Consider the following 19299-nt stretch of genomic DNA (forward strand, 5'->3'; position numbering starts at 1 on the left):
AGTGTAAAATGTTTTCAGAATTTCAATTTCGCCTGCTTTACAAAAGGAAAAGGAATAGGGTTTTTGTTACGCTATTCCCTTTCCCAATTCCCGACTTCGTTCAGCTCAATATTATTTTATGTACCTGAAATCCTCATTTCCTTTCAAAGAAAGAAGCACATCGTACATCAGTTGAATTACATTCTGAACATCGTCCTTATGTACCATTTCAACCGTTGTATGCATGTATTTCAATGGAAGAGAAATCAATGCGGATGCGATTCCTTCTGTTGAATAAGCAAATGCATCCGTATCTGTTCCCGTTGAGCGGCTTACCGCCTGGCGCTGATATGGAATACTTTTTTCCTCAGCGATATTGATTAACAGATCGCGCACATTATTTTGAACGGCTGGTCCGTAACAAATAACCGGTCCGTTTCCACATTTCAAATCACCTTGTTCTTTTTTGTTATACATCGGCGACTGGGTATCGTGCGTCACGTCTGTACAAATCGCAAGATCCGGTTTCAATCTGCGGGAAATCATTTCTGCTCCGCGCAAACCGATTTCTTCCTGAACTGCATTGACGATGTAAAGCGTAAAAGGCAGATTGACATTGTTTTCATGCAGCATCCGCGCTACTTCCGCAATCATGAAACCACCCATACGGTTGTCCAGTGCACGACCGATGTAGAATTTTTCATTCAATTCATCCAGACCGTCAACAAAAGTTGCTACCGTTCCCACATGAATTCCCATTTCCAGCACTTCTTCTTTTTTTGCTGCGCCCACGTCTATAAAGAGCTCATGCACTTTTGGTACCTGATCTTTGGCGGTATCACGCACATGAATTGCGGGCCAGCCAAAAACTCCTTTTACAATTCCTTTGGCAGTATGTAAATTAACACGCATCGAAGGCGCAATAGCAGCATCCGACCCGCCATTGCGGCGAACGTGAATATATCCGTCATCCGAAATGTAATTTACGAACCAGGAAATTTCATCGGAATGCGCCTCAATAACAACTTTGTAATCTTGTCCGCCTCCAATCACACCAACAGCCGTTCCGTAAACATCAATAATTTGTTCTTCAATATAAGGCTTGATATAATCCAGCCAGATCTGCTGTCCGGATGCTTCAAAACCCGTTGGAGAAGCATTGTTCAGGTATTTGTATAAAAACGATTTACTTTCTTCAGTCATACTAATTTAATTGAAATGTGTAATCACTCTTTATTTCCGGGGTTACTTTTCTTTGTCACAAATACTTTAAAAATGCCCAGAATTTCCGGTTCACAAGATATTCAAATTCGCGCTCATTTGCATAAGCTTCGCGCTCAAAAGAAATATTAAAATAAGCCAGATAATGATTTTTGTATTGAATAAGCCGGATCAGATATTCCAGAAAATACCAAATGTAAAAAGGCACCAAACCCATTTCAAGCTGTTGCTTCAAATGAATGGTTTCATGGAACAAAAGTACTTTTCCGGGCGCTTTTGACCTCGAAAAAATAAAAGGAAAAATAGCCATACCTTCAACCCAAAGGAATGAAAATGTAAGCAAATAACCTTTGAATTTCATATTGGCTTTCTTAATCTTATTCCAATGTTAAATAAAAAATGTTGAATTAGTGAATGAATAAACATCCAGCAATTCAACATTCTTTTTGTCGGTTTTATTTAGAAATAAAATAAAATCTGTTTATCCAAAAATCAGGACTCACTAAACCGGCTGATATCCAAAACTTCGAATTCCATCATTCCGGCGGGTACTTTTATCTCCGTTGTTTCGCCCACTTTTTTACCCAATAGACCTTTCCCGATGGGTGAACCAACCGAAATTTTTCCGGTTTTCAAATCAGCTTCTTCTTCGGAAACAAGCGTATAAGTTACTTCCATGCCGTTTTTACGGTTTTTGATTTTCACCTTGGAAAGAACGGCCACCTGTGAAGTATCAATCGATGATTCATCGATCACACGAGCATTTGACATGATCTCTTCCAGCTTGGCAATTTTCATTTCATGCATTCCCTGTGCATCTTTCGCCGCATCATATTCTGCATTTTCACTCAAATCACCTTTGTCCCGCGCCTCTGCAATTTGTGCAGCGATAGCGGTACGGCCTTTGGTTTTCATATCATTCAACTCATTCTTCAGCTTATTTAATCCTTCTTCGGTATAGTATGAAATTTTAGCCATGACTTAATTATGTTTAAATATTCTTAAATTTTTAATTGGTGGTTTGGGTAAAAAAAAAGAACGGCTCAAAGACCGTCCTACAAGAGTTTGTTTTAACCCGTAGTAGAGGACTAGAAAACCTTAGCTTTTCGACAGCAATATCTTTTTATCTTTTCCATTGTTTTTTAATATCAACGACAAAAATAGCAATATTTGTAAATGGTAACAAACCAAATTGTTAAAAGCAGATACAATCCATGCCTGATAAATTAAGAATTATTTTTATGGGGACGCCAGAATTTGCTGTCCAAAGTTTAAGAAGTCTGGTAGAGAGCAATTCTAATGTAATTGCTGTAATTACCGTGCCAGATAAACCTGCCGGACGTGGACAAAAACAGATGTCATCCCCTGTCAAAATATATGCAGAAGAACAGGGAATCCAAGTTCTTCAACCAGAAAAACTCAAAAATCCCGAGTTTATTGCTCAATTAAAGTCATTAAATGCAGATTTGCAAGTAGTCGTTGCATTTAGAATGCTTCCTGAAATTGTATGGAGTATGCCAAAATACGGAACATTCAATTTACATGGCTCTTTATTACCGCAATATCGCGGTGCAGCGCCTATTAACTGGGCTGTAATTAATGGTGAAACGGAATCGGGAGTCACTACTTTTTTTATTGAAAAAGAAATTGATACCGGGAAAATTATTTTTCAGGAAAGAGATCCGATTACTCCTGATGACGACGCAGGTTCTGTTTATGAAAGGCTAATGCACATAGGCGGGAAACTGGTTGTAAAAACAGTTCAGGCCATTGAAGAAGGAAACTATCCGCAGGAACCGCAGGATGAGTCGAAAGAAATAAAAATGGCCCCGAAAATCTTCCGGGAAACATGTGAAATTGACTGGACGTTACCGGCTGAAAAAATCCATAATTTCGTCAGAGGACTTTCTCCGTATCCGGCTGCATGGACGACTTTGAATGGTCTTTCGTGCAAAATATTTAAAACAAGTATTACCGAAGATACAAGTGAAGGAAACCCGGGAGAATTTAAAACGGATCATAAAACATTTTTACATTTTCGGGCTGGCGATGTTTGGCTGGTGATTGAGGTTTTGCAATTGGAAGGGAAAAAGAAAATGGAAGTTGGGGATTTTTTGAGAGGGGCGAAATTGTAATAATTTGATTAAAATTGTTTGGTTGGAATTTAGTATTGCGGTGCGCTGCACCTTAGCAAATCGCGAGTTATTACCTATTCTACAAATATTTTGGTGCTCTGCACCTATTCATCGCCGGTACAAAGCACAGAAATATTTATAGCAAGCAAATTTGCCAAATTCCGAAATCCAAGGTGCAGCGCACCGCAATATTTGTAGAAACCAAAATCACCAAATTCCGATTAAGAAGGTGCAGAGCACCGTAATATTTGTAGAAACCAAAATCACCAAATTCCCATTAACAAGGTGCAAAGCACCGTAATATTTGTAGAAACCAAATTTGTCAAATTCCCATTAACAGGGTGCAAAGCACCGTAATATTTGTAGAAACCAAAATCACCAAATTCCCATTAACAAGGTGCAAAGCACCGTAATATTTGTAGAAACCAAATTTGCCAAATTCCCATTAACAAGGTGCAAAGCACCGTAATATTTGTAGAAACCAAATTTGCCAAATTCCCATTAACAAGGTGCAGAGCACCGTAATATTTGTAGAAACCAAAATCACCAAATTCCCATTAACAAGGTGCAAAGCACCGTAATATTTGTAGAAACCAAATTTGCCAAATTCCCATTAACAAGGTGCAAAGCACCGTAATATTTGTAGAAACCAAATTTGCCAAATTCCCATTAACAAGGTGCAAAGCACCGTAATATTTGTAGAAACCAAATTTGCCAAATTCCCATTAACAAGGTGCAGAGCACCGTAATATTTGTAGAAACCAAAATCACCAAATTCCCATTAACAAGGTGCAGAGCACCGTAATATTTGTAGAAACCAAAATCACCAAATTCCCATTAACAAGGTGCAGAGCACCGTAATATTTGTAGAAACCAAATTTGCCAAATTCCCATTAACAAGGTGCAAAGCACCGTAATATTTGTAGAAACCAAATTCACCAAATTCCCATTAACAAGGTGCAAAGCACCGTAATATTTGTAGAAACCAAATTCGCCAAATTCCCATTAACAAGGTGCAAAGCACCGTAATATTTGTAGAAACCAAATTTGCCAAATTCCCATTAACAAGGTGCAGAGCACCGTAATATTTGTAGAAACCAAAATCACCAAATTCCCATTAACAAGGTGCAAAGCACCTTAATAATCAAATTTAAACTACTTCAACCTCACGTTTATTTCATTCAAATAAAACATTACCCATAATAAATGCTTCTTTCCATCATTGTTGCTGTTTCCGAAAACGGCGTTATAGGACTCAACAACCAATTAATCTGGCGTTTACCGGACGATCTTAAACGATTCAAAAAACTTACTCTTGGCCATCCCATGATCATGGGACGAAAAACTTTTGAATCTATTGGAAAACCACTTCCGGGCAGACAATCCATTGTCATAACCCGTGACAAAAACTTTTCTTTCGAAGGTACAATTGTCGTCCATTCCTTGGACGACGCTATTGAAGAAGCAAAAAAAACAGGGACAGATGAAGCCTTTGTAATAGGTGGTGGAGATATCTACAATCAGGTTCAGAAAATTTCCAACAAATTATATATAACAGAAGTAGATACTAAAACCGAAGGTGATACATTTTTCAAAATAGAAAATCCCGACTTGTGGGAAGAAGTTGAAAGAGAGCACCATTCCAATGATGAAAAGCATGAATTTTCATTTTATTTTGTCGATTTTAGAAGAAAAACACAATTTGACAGTACTGTTAAATAAAATCCACAAAAAACATTTCATGCCACGGATACACAAATGTTCACGAATTGGCTTAAAACATTCGTGAAAAATTTGTGTATTCCTGGCATGTTTTCTTTTGATATTCCTAAATCAAAGTAGTCAGATAGAAAAAATTCGCTAATCTATTCATTCAGTTACTATTCGTTACAAAAATCTTGTAAATTTGACACTTATATTGACCCAGTGTTATTTTAAAGAATGCTTACAGAAATAGATACATTAAAGGAAACGCTTACCATAACGTTAACAACACCGAATACAGACGATCGCCCTATTTTTATAACGGGTAATTTTTGCAAGTGGCTTCCCGATCTCCCTCATTATCAAATGACCAAGGTTGGTTCGGGACAGTATACTTTTCAATTCCCCACAGACCTTGATTTTGAATTCCCTCTGGAATACAAATATACGCGTGGTGGATGGGATCAGGTAGAACTGGATCGTTATGGCCAGCCTTATGGCAACCGTTTTATTGGAGAGGATGAAAAGGATGTGTCGGATTACGTGATAAGATGGCAAACGGACAAGACGAAAAAACCGGATCTGATACCGATCATTGAAGTTCTTTCCGAAACTTTTGAAATTCCTCAATTACAAAGAGAAAGACGTGTACACGTTTTGCTGCCGCATGATTATTACGAGCAGCCTGACCGTCGTTATCCCGTGTTATACATGACGGACGCACAAAATCTTTTTGGCGAAGGTTCTCCTTATGGAAACTGGGAGATAGACCGCAAACTTGCCACCCTTGCCGGAGAAGATAAAGCAAATGTGATCATCGTTGCTATTGACCACGGCGGAGACGAGCGTGTTCAGGAATTTTCTCCCTACGACAATCCGAATCTTGGAAAGGGTTTAGGAAATCTGTTCCTGAAATTTGTTACAGAAACATTAAAAAAACATATTGACAATCAATACAGAACATTACCCGATCGCCTGAATACAGGTATGGGAGGCAGTTCTGTGGGTGGATTATTAAGTATGTATGCGGCTCTGATGTATCCCAATATTTTCGGCAGACTGATGATTTTCTCGCCTTCGCTCTGGATTTCACGTAAAATATATTTTGATGCAATTCACTTTTTCGAACCTTTCGAGACTCGTATTTATTTGTACGGCGGTGGAAAAGAAGGCTCAGAAATGATTCCTAATATTCAAAAATTGCAGGAAACACTTGTTAACCAAGGATTTGGTTACAGCCGTGTCAAAATAAAAACGTCCTTGAATCAAAAAGGAACACATTCAGAAAGCTGCTGGGGAGAAGAATTTCCGAAAGCTTTGAAATGGTTATATTCAGGAGAATAATATTTTATCATTAAAAAAATGTCCCTAACCAGAAGTAAAACTTCGATTAGGGACATTTTTCATTTCAAGTGTTTTACAATATAAACTGGCTCAAATCTCTGTTTTTTACCATGTGAGACAGTTTTTCGCTAACCATTTCTGCGGTAATAACAATTGAAGAATCCGGCCCGATCACATCAGGAATGTCAAACATAAAATCATTCAGAAGCAAACTCATTACCGTTTGCAAACGACGGGCTCCGATATTTTCCACTTCACTATTCACTTCAAAAGCGATACGCGCCATTTCACGAAGTGCGCCGTCTTCAAATTGTAAATCCACACCTTCCGCTTCCATCATTGCTTCGTACTGTTTTGTCAAAGCGTTTTTCGGCGTTTTCAAAATTTGATAAAAATCACTTTCTGTCAAACTGTTCAATTCCACACGAATTGGAAAACGGCCTTGAAGTTCAGGAATAAGATCCGATGGTTTTGCTACGTGAAAAGCTCCGGCTGCGATAAAAAGAATATGATCCGTATTAATTACCCCATGTTTGGTATTAACCGCACTTCCTTCCACAATCGGTAACAAATCACGTTGCACACCTTCACGACTTACATCCGGTCCACTTCCACCACCAGAACGGCTTGAAGCAACTTTATCAATTTCATCAATAAAAATAATTCCCAGATTTTCCGCTTTTTGAATGGCTTCTATTTTCACTTCGTCCATATCAATCAGTTTTCCTGCTTCTTCATCCAAAAGAAGTTTTTTAGCTTCTCCAACAGTAACCTTGCGTTTTTTACCCCGGCGTGGCACCATATTGCCAATCATTTCCTGAATGTTCATCATCGAAACGTCATCCATAGCACCACCGATCATTCCAACACTTGGTGACTGGTTTTGCTGGATTTCAATTTCGATTTTACGGCTGTCCAATTCTCCGTTCCGGATTTTTTCACGGAAACGCTCACGGGTGCGCTGGTTCAGTTCATTATCGTCTTCGGGAATTGCACCATTTGATTCTGCATTTTCAGCACGTGGTTTTAAAGCATTATTTCCATGAATCGGAGGAATCAGCGCATCCAGAATAATATCTTCAACAGCCTGTTCGGCTTTAATTTTCACTTCTTCTTTCTTCTGAGTCCTGACCATCCCAACGGCTTGTTCAACCAGGTCACGAACCATACTTTCAACGTCACGTCCTACATAACCTACTTCGGTAAACTTGGAAGCTTCCACTTTTACGAAAGGTGCGTCAGCGATTTTTGCCAAACGACGTGCTATTTCGGTTTTACCAACACCCGTCGCCCCGATCATCAGGATATTATTTGGTATAATTTCTTTTTGAATATCTTCCGGACTATTCATGCGTCTCCATCTGTTCCGCAAAGCAATGGCAACATTACGTTTTGCGTCATTTTGTCCGATTATATACTGATCCAGTTCAAAGACAATTTGTCGTGGAGTAAGGCGGTTCAAGTGTTCAGTCATAGTGGGATTTATAAAAATACTTTTACTAGATAAGCTAAATGTTTGCTTTGAACGAAGAGAAAACCGATTTCTTGTAAAAAAAAGTCGGGATACTGCATGGCATAAACGTTTTCGTACCAGCTTATAAAATTCTCTGTGCAAATATATTCTTTCCTTGATACCATTTAAAAAAATGATACCACAGTTAAATAATTACTGACGTTCTTTCCAACTAAATCTTTTTAGTAAATTGCCGTCCGAAAACGGCAGCCCTGATTAAATTAATCCTGTTTATTCAATCTATAAGGAAAACTAAAAGGATTTAGCGCCTGATCACTATCTTTGTTTTACTGCTACCATAAACTCAAAAGGATTTCCCTTGACATGAAGAAAATTATCTCCTGTATCGCTTTTTTTACCCTGTTAACACATTCCTTCGTTTTTTCCCAGACCACACCGGCAAATACCAATCTGGTTGATCTGGTAAATCCGCTGATGGGAACCCAGTCAAAATTCAGTTTGTCGTCCGGCAACACTTATCCTGCCATTGCAATGCCCTGGGGGATGAATTTCTGGATGCCGCAAACCAGCAAAATGGGTGATGGATGGAGCTATATGTATGATGCCGAAAAAATCCGTGGGTTCAAACAAACACACCAGCCAAGTCCGTGGATCAACGATTATGGCCAGTTTTCGATAATGCCGGTTACCGGTGCATTGAAAATTGACGAAAACGAACGTGCCAGCTGGTTTTCACACAAAGCAGAAGTTGCCAAACCAAATTATTACAAAGTTTATCTGGCCGATTATGATGTCACTACGGAAATAGCACCAACAGAACGTGCCGCTCAATTCCGGTTCACATTCCCGAAATCGGATAGTTCTTATGTTTTGCTTGATGCTTTTGACAGAGGATCTTATGTAAAAATCATTCCATCGGAGCGCAAGATTATCGGTTATACTACCAAAAACAGCGGCGGAGTTCCTGCCAATTTTAAAAATTATTTTGTATTGGTTTTTGATAAAGCTTTCAAATTTTCATCCGCTTGGAGCAAATTTAAGATCACAAAGGATACGCTTGAAATCAAAGCAAATCACGTAGGTGCTGTGGTCCGTTTTGAAACAAAAACAGGTGAGAAAATTGGCTTGAAAGTGGCTTCGTCTTTCATTAGCTACGAACAGGCGGAAAGAAATTTAACAACTGAGCTTGGTAAAGATACTTTTGACCAAACGCAGGAAAAAGGCCGTAATATCTGGAATCAGGAGCTTTCACGTATTAAAGTTGAAGGTGACAACATTGATCAGATCCGTACTTTTTACTCTTGCCTTTACAGAGTTCTGCTTTTCCCGAGAAAGTTCTACGAATTTGACGCAGCGGGAAAGGTAGTACATTACAGTCCTTATAATGGTGAAGTTCGGCCGGGATATATGTTTACAGATAATGGATTCTGGGATACTTTCCGTGCCGTTTTTCCTTTCTTCACGCTGATGTACCCGACCATGAATGCGCACATCATGGAAGGTTTGGCAAATGCTTACGACGAAAGCGGATTTTTGCCTGAATGGGCAAGTCCTGGTCACCGTGATTGTATGATTGGTTCCAACTCGGCTTCGCTGATTACTGATTCTTACATGAAAGGAATACGTGGATATGATATCGAAAAACTATATTCAGCGATTATTAAAAATACAGAAAATGCCGGCCCGGTAAGTTCCGTTGGACGTTTTGGACATGAATATTATAATGAACTGGGTTATGTTCCTTACGATGTTAAAATCAATGAAAACGCAGCCCGTACTCTGGAATATTCATATGCTGATTTTTGTATTTCCCAATTGGCAAAAGAATTGAAAAAACCACAGAAGGAAATTGATCTATATCTTAAAAGAAGCCAGAATTATCGTAATATTTTCGATCCTTCAACAAAATGGATGCGCGGAAAAAACCAGGATGGTAAATTCCAGACGCCATTCAATCCTTTCAAATGGGGTGATGCATTTACCGAAGGAAACAGCATCCATTATACCTGGTCGGTATTTCAGGATGTGAAAGGTTTGGTAGGTTTAATGGGCGGACGCGAAGCTTTTGTTCAGAAACTGGATTCTGTATTTACGATGCCTCCAATTTTTGATGACAGCTATTACGGTTTCCCAATCCACGAAATCCGTGAAATGCAGATCATGAACATGGGAAATTATGCCCATGGAAACCAGCCGATCCAGCATATGATTTATTTGTATAACTATGCCGGTGCACCTTCAAAAACGCAATTCTGGTTACGTCAGGTTATGAAAAAATTGTATCAGGCAACCCCGGACGGATATTGCGGAGATGAAGATAACGGACAGACTTCGGCCTGGTACGTGTTCTCATCATTAGGATTTTATCCTGTAACACCTGGAACAACGCAGTATGTGATCGGTTCGCCACTTTTCAAAAAAGCAACGATCACTCTGGAAGATGGTAAGAAATTCACAATCGAATCGCCAAAAACAAGTGATGCCAATATGTATGTAGACGGTGCGACCATGAACGGAAAACCTTACGCCAATACATATCTTGAACATAAGGACATCCAAAACGGCGGAACACTTCAATTTAATATGACCAACGCGCCTTCAAAAGCCTGGGGTATCAAACCAGAAACTGCTCCATTCTCACTAACAAAATAGTGAGCGTTGCTTCTGTTTAGTTACTTTTTTACAATTGCTATATTTGCATATTATTCCACTTTTTGGTTTAACTCCAAAGAGTGGAATATTTGTTTATAGCATAAATCAGTCAGTTAAGATGACTGGCAAAACTTTGACTAAACCTATTACTTTTATGAAGTACAGAAAACTCGGAAACTCGGATCTTGACATTTCAGTAGTAACATTCGGCGCCTGGGCTGCCGGTGGGTGGATGTGGGGCGGAACCGAACGAAGCGAAGCAGTAAAAGCCATCCAATCTTCTTTTGACGCAGGCGTAACATCCATTGATACAGCGCCGGTTTACGGACAGGGACTTAGCGAAGAAATTGTAGGCGAGGCGATAAAAGATATCCCAAGAGATAAAGTACAAATCCTGACAAAGTATGGCATGCGCTGGGATCTGGCTAAGGGAGATTTAGCTATGCACAGCAAAGACAATAACGGAAAGGATATTGACATTTATAAATACGCCGCAAAGGATAGTATCATAAAAGAGTGTGAAGACAGCCTGAAGCGCCTCGGCACCGATTATATAGATCTATATCAAATTCACTGGCATGACAAAACGACTCCTATTCAGGAAACAATGGAAGCAGTTTCCGTGCTTATTGAACAGGGAAAAGTCCGCTATGCGGGTGTTTGTAATTATGATGCTGAATTGATGAAAGAAGCCGCCAGCTATATTGATCTGGTTTCTAATCAGGTTCCTTACAGCATGGTAAAACGCGAAATTGAACACAAAACCGTTCCTTATTGCATTGAAAACAACAAATCAATCCTGGCTTACAGTCCGCTTGAAAGAGGATTGCTAACTGGAAAAATGAAACCAGGCTATACATTTGGAGCTGATGATCACCGCGCCGAAATTTATTTTTACAAGGACGAAAACCTGAAGCGTGTCAATGCATTTCTAGCAAAAATAAAACCGCTGGCTGATGAAAAACAGGTGACTTTGGGACAGCTTGTTATTCGCTGGACGGTTGAACAGCCTGGAATCACTATCGCCTTGGTGGGAGCCCGGGATGCTGATCAGGCAATCCAGAATGCAAAAGCAATGGACATTAGTTTATCTGAGGACGAAATTAGCCTTATAACAACCAATCTGAATGAATTGGAATTGGTTAAATAATAAAACTCAATCCCATATCCTTATCTTTGAACATTAACTATCATCTTGAACCTATGAAAAAGAAATTTTTATCATTAAAAAGAAATATACCGCTTATGCTGGGCAGCATGTTATTGCTTGCTTCCGCAGGTTTGATGAGCAGTAACTTTGCATTGCCGGAAAAGAAAAAAGCAGGAATATCAGAATCTGATTTGAAAGTTGATACTCTTGCCAAAGGTTTGGAAATGCCATGGGCAACTGCTTTTTTGCCTAACGGAGATTTGCTGGTAACGGAACGTGTTGGTAAATTACGTCTGGTGAAAAACGGCGTTTTGGATCCGACACCGATTTCTGGTATTCCGGAAGTTTATTACAAAGGACAAGGCGGTTTGCTTGACGTAGCGCTTCACCCGGATTATGCAAAAAACGGCTGGATTTATATCAGTTATTCTTCGCCCAAGAAAGAAGGTGAAGAAGGTGATGACGGCGGAGCAAACACAGGTTTGATGCGTGCCAAGTTGAAAGACCATGCTCTTGTTGAAATTCAGCAATTGTTCAAAGCGATCCCGAATGTGAAAGCCAATGTTCACTTTGGCGGACGTATTGTTTTTGATAAAAAAGGATACGTCTTTCTTTCTCTTGGCGAACGCGGACAAAAAGAAAACTCCCAGAATCTTGGAAAAGACCAGGGAAAAGTGGTTCGTTTGCATGAAGACGGAAAAATTCCTACCGATAATCCATTTGTAAAAACAGAAGGCGCAAGACCAGAGATCTGGACTTATGGCCATCGTAATCCGCAAGGAATGACGATCCACCCAACAACCGGCGTGATCTGGGAACATGAGCACGGTCCACAAGGTGGGGACGAATTGAATATTATCGAAAAAGGTAAAAATTATGGCTGGCCCTTGATCACTTTTGGTATTGATTATGACAACAGCATCATTTCAAAAGATACCGCCCGCGCAGGTTTGGAACAACCGGTAATTTACTGGAAACCATCCATCGCACCTTGCGGAATGACTTTCGTAACAAGCCCAAAGTTTAAAGACTGGAATGGCGACTTGCTTGTTGGCTCTTTGAAATTCGCATATCTGCAACATCTTAAAGTAAAAGGAAATAAAGTTCTAAGCAGAGAAATTATCTTTGAAAAACTTGGCCGCGTTCGTGATATTCGTCAGGGACCGGATGGAAATATTTACGTTGTTCTTGAAAACTCAGGAAAGATCGTTCGTATCAGCCCAAGGGCTTAAAATAAAGGCAATTATTCACATGAAATCATTAGTAATACTTCTTTCCGGAATCATTTTCTGCTCAGCGATTTTCCCGAAGCAGGATGATGACCTTGAAAAAAGCATCGCCAGAGGAAAAGGAATTTACGCAGAAAACTGCATGACCTGTCATATGGGCGGAGGTGAAGGTGTGCCTCAAACATTTCCCCCGCTGGCAAAAGCTGATTACCTTACGCAATCACCGGAAAAAGCAATTCACGCAATAAAGTTTGGCTTGCAGGGAAAAATTAAGGTCAACGATCTGGAATTTGATAATCAAATGCCATCTCCAGGATTGGATAACGAAGAAATCGCTGATGTGATGAATTATATCCAGAACTCCTGGGGTAATTCTTCTGAGAAAAAAATTGTAACGGATAAAATGGTGGAAGCGGTTAAGAAATAGTAATTTTCAACATTTTAAGATAGGATCCCGGACCATTGTCCGGGATTTTTTTGTTTAAGTTTTGTCGTTTTTTTAACAATTTCCAGATTCTTCCTCCCTCCTGATAATAAGGAAATTGTGTAGGCTGACACACCTTGAAATTCTCAATTTTAACTAATTATTTTTAAACATTCTAAATAATTACTTGCATGAGATACAATCTCACTATACTTTTGTCATTAATTACATTTAGTCTAAATATCGATTGCTATATTCAAAACATTAATACTCAACCAGAAAGATTATTTAACCACGATAAAAATGAAAAAAATCTATTTATTTATGTATTTTATGATTCTGTCGGTTTGCTCCTTTGCGCAAACAGGAAGTATCAAAGGGCAGATTACCTCATCAGATGGAAAACCTGCCCAACATGTTTCTGTCGGTATGAAAGGGCACAGACTTGGCGCAGTTTCCGGGGAAGATGGAAATTTCCTGATTCAGAAAGTTAAGCCGGGAACATATACAGTTTTGGCAAGTTATGTCGGACTGGAAACTTTGGAACAACAAGTGGAAGTCGTTGACGGACAAACGACTACGGTTAATTTTAATCTAAAAGAAACGGCTAATGAGTTACAGGAAGTTGTCATAAAAGACGCCAGCCAATATAAAACCAATGAAGTTTCTTCAAGTCTCCGTTTGATGACACCGATTCAGGAAACGCCTCAGAATATTCAGGTTGTCACTTCCAAAGCCTTGTCTGATCAACAGGTAATCAGCATGAGTGACGGCCTGATCCGCAACGTCAGCGGTGCCGCAAGATTGGAACACTGGGGCGATTTATATGCCAACATTACCATGCGCGGATCTCAGATTCAGGCATTTAGAAATGGATTCAATGTTGTAAGTTCTTATTGGGGACCACTTACAGAAGATATGAGTTTTGTTGATCATATCGAATTTGTAAAAGGACCGGCAGGTTTTATGCTTGCCAATGGCGATCCAAGTGGTTTGTATAATGTAGTTACCAAAAAACCTACCAGACAAACGAAAGGAGAAGCCGGTTTTACAATGGGAAGTTATGGTTTGTACCGGGCTACATTGGATTTGGATGGCAAATTAAGCAAAGACGGAAAATTCCTGTATCGCCTTAATTTGGCAGGACAAAATAAAGCTTCATTCCGTCCTTATGAATACAACGATCGTTACAGCGTCGCACCGGTTATCTCTTACCAGATTGACGAAAAAACAAAGTTGACGGCTGAGTATACCATGCAGTATGCAAAAATGTCGGATGTTGGATCTTACTATATTTTCTCTCCAAAAGGATACGCAACTTTACCACGCGATTTTACAACCATGCCTCCGGGACTTGAACCGACTAAAATCAAGGATCAAAGTCTGTTTTTGAATTTACAGCATCAACTAAATGCTGACTGGAAATTAACGTTTCAGGCTGCTTATTTTAACTATGCACAACGCGGTTCAAGCATGTGGCCTTCCACTGTAAATCCGGATGGAACGATGATCCGTTCCGTTGGCATCTGGGATGCAAAAAGTGAAATGACACTTGCTCAGGCTTTTGTAAACGGAAACGTAACGACAGGTGCTGTCAAACACAGAATTCTGGGCGGAATTGATATTGGAAACAAAGATTACATGGCGGATTGGGGACAAAGTCATGACTTGGATACCTTAGGTGCAGAATTCAATCCTGCTTCACCTTATTATGGAACTCCGGTGAACGGATATCCTTCTTTTGACAGAACAACCAGTCTGGAAGCACGAGCTGTGATTGCCGGTGGTAACATCAGTCAGAAATATACCGGAATTTATGCACAGGATGAGCTTTCCTTTTTGGATAACAAAATCAGACTAACCCTGGCTGGCCGCTATACTTATGTCAGCATGTCGGCTTGGGGCGGTGAAGCAGAAACTGCAAAACATTTTTCACCACGTATCGGTCTGAGTGCTTCTATTGATAAGCAAACGTCAATTTATGCACTGTACGATCAGGCTTTTTTACCGCAATCGGGCCGTTTGGCAAGCGGTAGTGTAAAACCGATAACTGGAAATAATACAGAATTCGGTATCAAAAAAGATTGGGCTGACGGAAACTGGAATACAACGGTTTCTTTCTATCGGATCATGAAAAATAACGAATTAACCTCCGATCCGAACAGTCAGCCAAACTCAGGTTTAAGTGTTGTGTTAGGACAAAAAAGAGCACAGGGTATTGAATTTGATTTAAGAGGTACAATCCTTCCGGGATTAAATCTTGTGGCAAATTATGCCTATACGGATTCAAAAGTAACAAAAGTGACCGAAGGCGTTACAGATATTGCCAAAGGTGATGTCATTCCGGGATTTGCAAAACATACTGTAAACAGCTGGCTAAGCTACAAAATCCAGAAAGGAGCATTTAAAGGAACAGGTTTTTCCGGCGGTTTCACTTATCTGGTGGACAGAGCGATGTCTAATTGGAGCACAACAAATACCAGCACGAACCTGCCTGACTACTTCAAACTTGATGGCGGTGTTTTCTGGGAAAAAGACAAAATAAGACTCACCCTAAACGTCTTCAATGTGTTGGATAAAAATTTGTACAGTGGCGGATATTACACGTATCTGAACGCCTACTACTGGCAGGCAGAAGCGCCGAGAAATTACAGATTAAGTATTTCTTACAAGTTTTAATTTTTATTAGCCGTCGTTTTCATTTGTTCCCGTTTGGGAACAAATGAAAATTAAGATTTCTTAATTCAATAACCCAACTCATTTTAAACAGTAAAGATTAACTACTACTATGCCTTCTTTAAAATTAAACAGTATTACCTACCAAAGCCGCTCGTTTGACTTTTCAATGCTAATCTTACGTTTGGGCTTTGGAATTTTAATGATGCCGCACGGTTATGCCAAACTAATGGGATTCGCTGAAAAATCTGACAAATTTATGACTTTCATGGGTTTAAGCGGACCGGTATCTTTATCACTCACCATTTTTGCAGAATTATTTTGTGCCGGACTTGTGGCCGTTGGATTATTCACGCGATTGGCTACTATTCCATTGATCATCGCCACAATTGTCATCGTCTTTGTTGCCCACGAAGGCGATATTTTTGACAGTGCCTCATCCGGTTTCTTTTACTTATTGGCCTACACAGTCCTGTTTCTACTCGGCCCCGGCAAGTATAGTCTTGATTATTCAATTGGCAAAAAGCTTAAATAAATTTATCTGGCAGTTCAACTGCAATCATCAATAACTTATCTACTCCCCTTTTAATTTAATACCTTATGAAACGTACCATTTCAATTTTGATCCTCTTACTGATTGCCGTTTTAGGAAAAGTTTCTGCACATGCGCTATGGATCCAAACCAGCACTGTTGGAAAAACAGGCCAAAAGCAGATCATCAAAATCGTATACGCTGAACCTAATGACAAACCGGAAAAGATAGCCGACTGGTATTCAGATGTGAAAGATTTTACCTTATGGGTTACAGGCCCTGACAAACAAAAAGTTAAACTTAGTACAACGGAAGCAGCAGATCATTTCACCTCCGAATTTACACCAGAAAAAGATGGCGTATACACGATCAGCGTAAGTCATACTGCGAAAGAACTTGGAGGCAAAACTAAGTATCAGTTTAATGCAAGCGCAGTGGTTGCGGTTGGAAAGTCTGTCGTTGGAAATGACCCCGCACTTAACCCGAACGACATCAGCGTTTTTGCAGATGCAAGTAAAATTTACAAGATCAACAAACCCTTTGCCGTAAGCGGTTTTATCAAAGAAAAACCTGCCGACAATTTACAGGTAGCCGTGCATTCGCCTAGTGGATGGAATAGAGAAATCAGTACAAATACGCAGGGAATTGCAGAATTCATCCCAATCTGGCCGGGAACATATAGTATTGAAGCATCAAAAAGTGAAAAAGAAGAAGGCGAACATAACGGAAAAAACTACACTTCTGTGTGGCGCTGCGCTACCATTTTGCTTGACGTCAAATAATAAAAATCTTCATCAACGTTATGGCGGTCCGGATTCGGATGATCCAAACGGGCCGCCACCTATTAAAACCACCTTCAGGCATATGTTTGTAAGGTGGTTTTTTTATTTAAATAGCTATATCAATTGTTTTCTATTCCCGCATTGGCCAGTACGCCAATTGACGATTTTCCGAATTTCTCATATACCGAAACATACTCTTTATGTACTTTTTTGTCAACTTTAAAGATTGTGCTGACCGGTGTAAAATAGTCCAGATCCGATAATTTTTCAACCACACCCAAAGCCTTCAACCCCATCATGGCCGCTCCTACGGTTCCTGTATCAACAGTATCATTCAAAGCCACTTCAATCCCGAAAACATCAGCGAGCATTTGTACCCATAACGGACTATGTGCAAACCCGCCGTTGGCATAAATTGTTTTAACCTTTTGTGTTTCAAGCAAAATTTTGCCAATGCTGTACAAATTCAACAAAATGCCTTCCATCACCGCTCTTGCAAAATGTGGTTTTGTATGCTGAATATCCAGACCAAGAAATCCGCCTCTAACTGCTGAACTCCATATCGGTGCACGTTCACCCAAAAGATAAGGATAAAACAAAAGTCCGTCTGAACCCGCGTTGATTTTTGCAGCCTCATCAAACACCTGGTTAAAATCACTGTCTGCAAAAAAGGTTTCTTTCAACCATTGAAAAACAACTGCACCGTTATTTGACGGCCCGCCAACAACGTAAGTATCCTCATCAAGAATATAACAAAACGTCCGCATATTGGCATCCAGATAAGGCACGTCAGAACAAATTCTGGCAGCTCCGCTAGTACCAATTGTGATTGCCATAGTTCCGGGAAGAATGGCTCCGCTTCCCAGGTTTGCCAGACAGCCATCACTTGCCCCCATGATCAGGGGAATTCCAGCAGAAAGTTTAAAACCATTATTGGCTGGCAGTTTTTCAATGTGATATGGCGAAACAGCTTCTGACAAATAACTTTCGTCCAGTCCGATTTGTTTCAGCGTCCAGTCATCCCATTTTTTATCTTTTATATTGAACAATCCGGTTGCAGAAGCGATGGAATAATCAATAACAAAGTTGCCGGTGAGGCGATAAACGATATATTCTTTGATTCCTATAAATCTTTTTGCAGCCTTGAAAATTTTCTTCTCATTTTCTTTCAGCCATATCAATTTACAAAGCGGCGTCATCGCATGGATCGGCGTGCCATTGTTTTGATACATTTTTTTGCCCTCGTCCGATGCTCTCAGTTTTTCAGCAATTTCAGCGCTTCTGTTGTCAGCCCAAATGATGAGATTTGTTAATTGCTTCCCGTTTTCATCCATTGCCATAATACTATGCATGGCTGTGCTGAAACAAACGCCAATAGTTTCTCCCTGTGGTTTACAAGTTTCACTGACAACCTGAATAGAATGGCAAACGGCATTAAAAATATCATCCGGATTTTGTTCACTCCATTCCGGCTGTGGATGGAGCATCTCATAACCTTCACTATGGGAAGCCAGAATTGCGGCCGTTTTTGTGTCAAAAGCAGTGGTTTTAACGTTTGTTGTACCTATATCAACACCAATTATAAATGACATTTTAATGAAGCGTAAATTAAATTTTATAACCTGACAAATGTATTATATTCTGTCGCTTTGTCCTTTGAATTTCAGACGAATAATTAAAAATCTATAAAAATCCGCTTTATCTGCATCCTTGTGGTATCAGCATTCACTAATTTTTATTATTTTCGCAGTAGTAAATCAATACTATTAAAATTTCTATTGAACCATGGCTGACGACGTACACGTACATAGCAAACCTGAAGGAGTTTCACTTGGTGCTTCTATCACAATATTTTTATTGTTAGTAATCATTCTCGCAGTATTTGGAGATCTTTTTACTTTTATCTTCGGACTTATCGGTCTTGTAATAACATTTGCTGCATTTTACACGGATCACTCCGCAGACGATCACTGAAATTTCTTATTTCCCTGACAGGA

At 39.7% G+C, this 19299-nt stretch carries 16 protein-coding genes; 11 read left to right on the forward strand and 5 right to left on the reverse strand.

What is annotated here, in order from left to right; genetic code table 11:
* Window positions 1-111: 111 nt before the first annotated feature.
* The 3 genes from FDK13_RS03970 to greA all read right to left on the reverse strand — a co-directional run bounded on the left by FDK13_RS03970 (window position 112) and on the right by greA (window position 2178).
* Complete coding sequence (locus FDK13_RS03970) at window positions 112-1182, reverse strand: M42 family metallopeptidase (protein WP_137338698.1); 1071 nt, start codon at window positions 1180-1182, stop codon at window positions 112-114.
* Window positions 1183-1237: 55 nt separating this feature from the next.
* Window positions 1238-1561, reverse strand: coding sequence for a hypothetical protein (locus tag FDK13_RS03975; RefSeq protein ID WP_137338699.1), 324 nt, complete (start codon window positions 1559-1561; stop codon window positions 1238-1240).
* A gap of 131 nt (window positions 1562-1692) precedes the next feature.
* Window positions 1693-2178, reverse strand: coding sequence for a transcription elongation factor GreA (gene greA / locus FDK13_RS03980; RefSeq protein WP_137338700.1), 486 nt, complete (start codon window positions 2176-2178; stop codon window positions 1693-1695).
* Between the two features lie 236 nt (window positions 2179-2414).
* On the opposite strand from greA, the gene fmt reads away from it, so the two are divergent.
* The 3 genes from fmt (at window position 2415) to FDK13_RS03995 (ending at window position 6383) form a co-directional block, all read left to right on the forward strand.
* Window positions 2415-3335: a methionyl-tRNA formyltransferase gene (gene fmt, locus FDK13_RS03985; protein ID WP_229215894.1), complete on the forward strand. Its 921-nt coding sequence runs from the start codon at window positions 2415-2417 to the stop codon at window positions 3333-3335.
* Between the two features lie 1206 nt (window positions 3336-4541).
* Window positions 4542-5057 carry a dihydrofolate reductase gene (locus FDK13_RS03990; protein ID WP_137338701.1) on the forward strand — a complete coding sequence of 172 codons (516 nt, stop codon included), beginning with the start codon at window positions 4542-4544 and terminating at the stop codon, window positions 5055-5057.
* Window positions 5058-5276: 219 nt separating this feature from the next.
* Window positions 5277-6383: an alpha/beta hydrolase gene (locus tag FDK13_RS03995; RefSeq protein ID WP_137338702.1), complete on the forward strand. Its 1107-nt coding sequence runs from the start codon at window positions 5277-5279 to the stop codon at window positions 6381-6383.
* A gap of 73 nt (window positions 6384-6456) precedes the next feature.
* On the opposite strand, the gene hslU is transcribed toward FDK13_RS03995, so the two are convergent.
* A complete protein-coding gene (gene hslU, locus FDK13_RS04000; protein WP_137338703.1) occupies window positions 6457-7857 on the reverse strand; it encodes an ATP-dependent protease ATPase subunit HslU in 1401 nt (466 codons plus the stop codon).
* Window positions 7858-8220: 363 nt separating this feature from the next.
* On the opposite strand from hslU, the gene FDK13_RS04005 reads away from it, so the two are divergent.
* From FDK13_RS04005 to FDK13_RS04035, 7 genes are all read left to right on the forward strand, one after another.
* Window positions 8221-10509, forward strand: coding sequence for a GH92 family glycosyl hydrolase (locus FDK13_RS04005; RefSeq protein WP_137338704.1), 2289 nt, complete (start codon window positions 8221-8223; stop codon window positions 10507-10509).
* Window positions 10510-10663: 154 nt separating this feature from the next.
* Window positions 10664-11659, forward strand: coding sequence for an aldo/keto reductase (locus FDK13_RS04010; RefSeq protein WP_137338705.1), 996 nt, complete (start codon window positions 10664-10666; stop codon window positions 11657-11659).
* A 53-nt stretch (window positions 11660-11712) separates the two neighbouring features.
* Complete coding sequence (locus FDK13_RS04015) at window positions 11713-12891, forward strand: PQQ-dependent sugar dehydrogenase (protein WP_137338706.1); 1179 nt, start codon at window positions 11713-11715, stop codon at window positions 12889-12891.
* A gap of 19 nt (window positions 12892-12910) precedes the next feature.
* Window positions 12911-13315: a c-type cytochrome gene (locus tag FDK13_RS04020; RefSeq protein WP_137338707.1), complete on the forward strand. Its 405-nt coding sequence runs from the start codon at window positions 12911-12913 to the stop codon at window positions 13313-13315.
* A 300-nt stretch (window positions 13316-13615) separates the two neighbouring features.
* Window positions 13616-15991 (forward strand): TonB-dependent receptor, encoded by a 2376-nt coding sequence (locus FDK13_RS04025; protein ID WP_137338708.1) that lies wholly within the window; start codon window positions 13616-13618, stop codon window positions 15989-15991.
* A gap of 109 nt (window positions 15992-16100) precedes the next feature.
* Complete coding sequence (locus FDK13_RS04030) at window positions 16101-16523, forward strand: DoxX family protein (RefSeq protein WP_137338709.1); 423 nt, start codon at window positions 16101-16103, stop codon at window positions 16521-16523.
* Between the two features lie 65 nt (window positions 16524-16588).
* Entirely contained in the window at window positions 16589-17302 is a 714-nt protein-coding gene (locus FDK13_RS04035; RefSeq protein WP_137338710.1) for a DUF4198 domain-containing protein, read from the forward strand.
* 119 nt (window positions 17303-17421) lie between these two features.
* On the opposite strand, the gene FDK13_RS04040 is transcribed toward FDK13_RS04035, so the two are convergent.
* Window positions 17422-18894, reverse strand: a complete 1473-nt coding sequence (locus tag FDK13_RS04040; protein WP_137338711.1) for a gluconokinase — start codon at window positions 18892-18894, stop codon at window positions 17422-17424.
* A gap of 193 nt (window positions 18895-19087) precedes the next feature.
* Between FDK13_RS04040 and FDK13_RS04045 the strand changes: the two genes are divergently transcribed.
* Window positions 19088-19276, forward strand: coding sequence for a hypothetical protein (locus FDK13_RS04045; protein ID WP_137338712.1), 189 nt, complete (start codon window positions 19088-19090; stop codon window positions 19274-19276).
* Window positions 19277-19299 lie beyond the last annotated feature (23 nt).

The sequence above is a fragment of the Dyadobacter frigoris genome (genome assembly GCF_005280585.1).
Classification (GTDB): Bacteria; Bacteroidota; Bacteroidia; order Cytophagales; family Spirosomataceae; genus Dyadobacter; species Dyadobacter frigoris.

Coding starts and splice junctions, on each gene's coding strand:
- FDK13_RS03970 (WP_137338698.1), bottom strand. CDS start 1,182: ATGACTGAAGAAAGTAAATCGTTTTTATACAAATACCTGAACAATGCT.
- FDK13_RS03975 (WP_137338699.1), bottom strand. CDS start 1,561: ATGAAATTCAAAGGTTATTTGCTTACATTTTCATTCCTTTGGGTTGAA.
- greA (WP_137338700.1), bottom strand. CDS start 2,178: ATGGCTAAAATTTCATACTATACCGAAGAAGGATTAAATAAGCTGAAG.
- fmt (WP_229215894.1), top strand. CDS start 2,415: ATGCCTGATAAATTAAGAATTATTTTTATGGGGACGCCAGAATTTGCT.
- FDK13_RS03990 (WP_137338701.1), top strand. CDS start 4,542: ATGCTTCTTTCCATCATTGTTGCTGTTTCCGAAAACGGCGTTATAGGA.
- FDK13_RS03995 (WP_137338702.1), top strand. CDS start 5,277: ATGCTTACAGAAATAGATACATTAAAGGAAACGCTTACCATAACGTTA.
- hslU (WP_137338703.1), bottom strand. CDS start 7,857: ATGACTGAACACTTGAACCGCCTTACTCCACGACAAATTGTCTTTGAA.
- FDK13_RS04005 (WP_137338704.1), top strand. CDS start 8,221: ATGAAGAAAATTATCTCCTGTATCGCTTTTTTTACCCTGTTAACACAT.
- FDK13_RS04010 (WP_137338705.1), top strand. CDS start 10,664: ATGAAGTACAGAAAACTCGGAAACTCGGATCTTGACATTTCAGTAGTA.
- FDK13_RS04015 (WP_137338706.1), top strand. CDS start 11,713: ATGAAAAAGAAATTTTTATCATTAAAAAGAAATATACCGCTTATGCTG.
- FDK13_RS04020 (WP_137338707.1), top strand. CDS start 12,911: ATGAAATCATTAGTAATACTTCTTTCCGGAATCATTTTCTGCTCAGCG.
- FDK13_RS04025 (WP_137338708.1), top strand. CDS start 13,616: ATGAAAAAAATCTATTTATTTATGTATTTTATGATTCTGTCGGTTTGC.
- FDK13_RS04030 (WP_137338709.1), top strand. CDS start 16,101: ATGCCTTCTTTAAAATTAAACAGTATTACCTACCAAAGCCGCTCGTTT.
- FDK13_RS04035 (WP_137338710.1), top strand. CDS start 16,589: ATGAAACGTACCATTTCAATTTTGATCCTCTTACTGATTGCCGTTTTA.
- FDK13_RS04040 (WP_137338711.1), bottom strand. CDS start 18,894: ATGTCATTTATAATTGGTGTTGATATAGGTACAACAAACGTTAAAACC.
- FDK13_RS04045 (WP_137338712.1), top strand. CDS start 19,088: ATGGCTGACGACGTACACGTACATAGCAAACCTGAAGGAGTTTCACTT.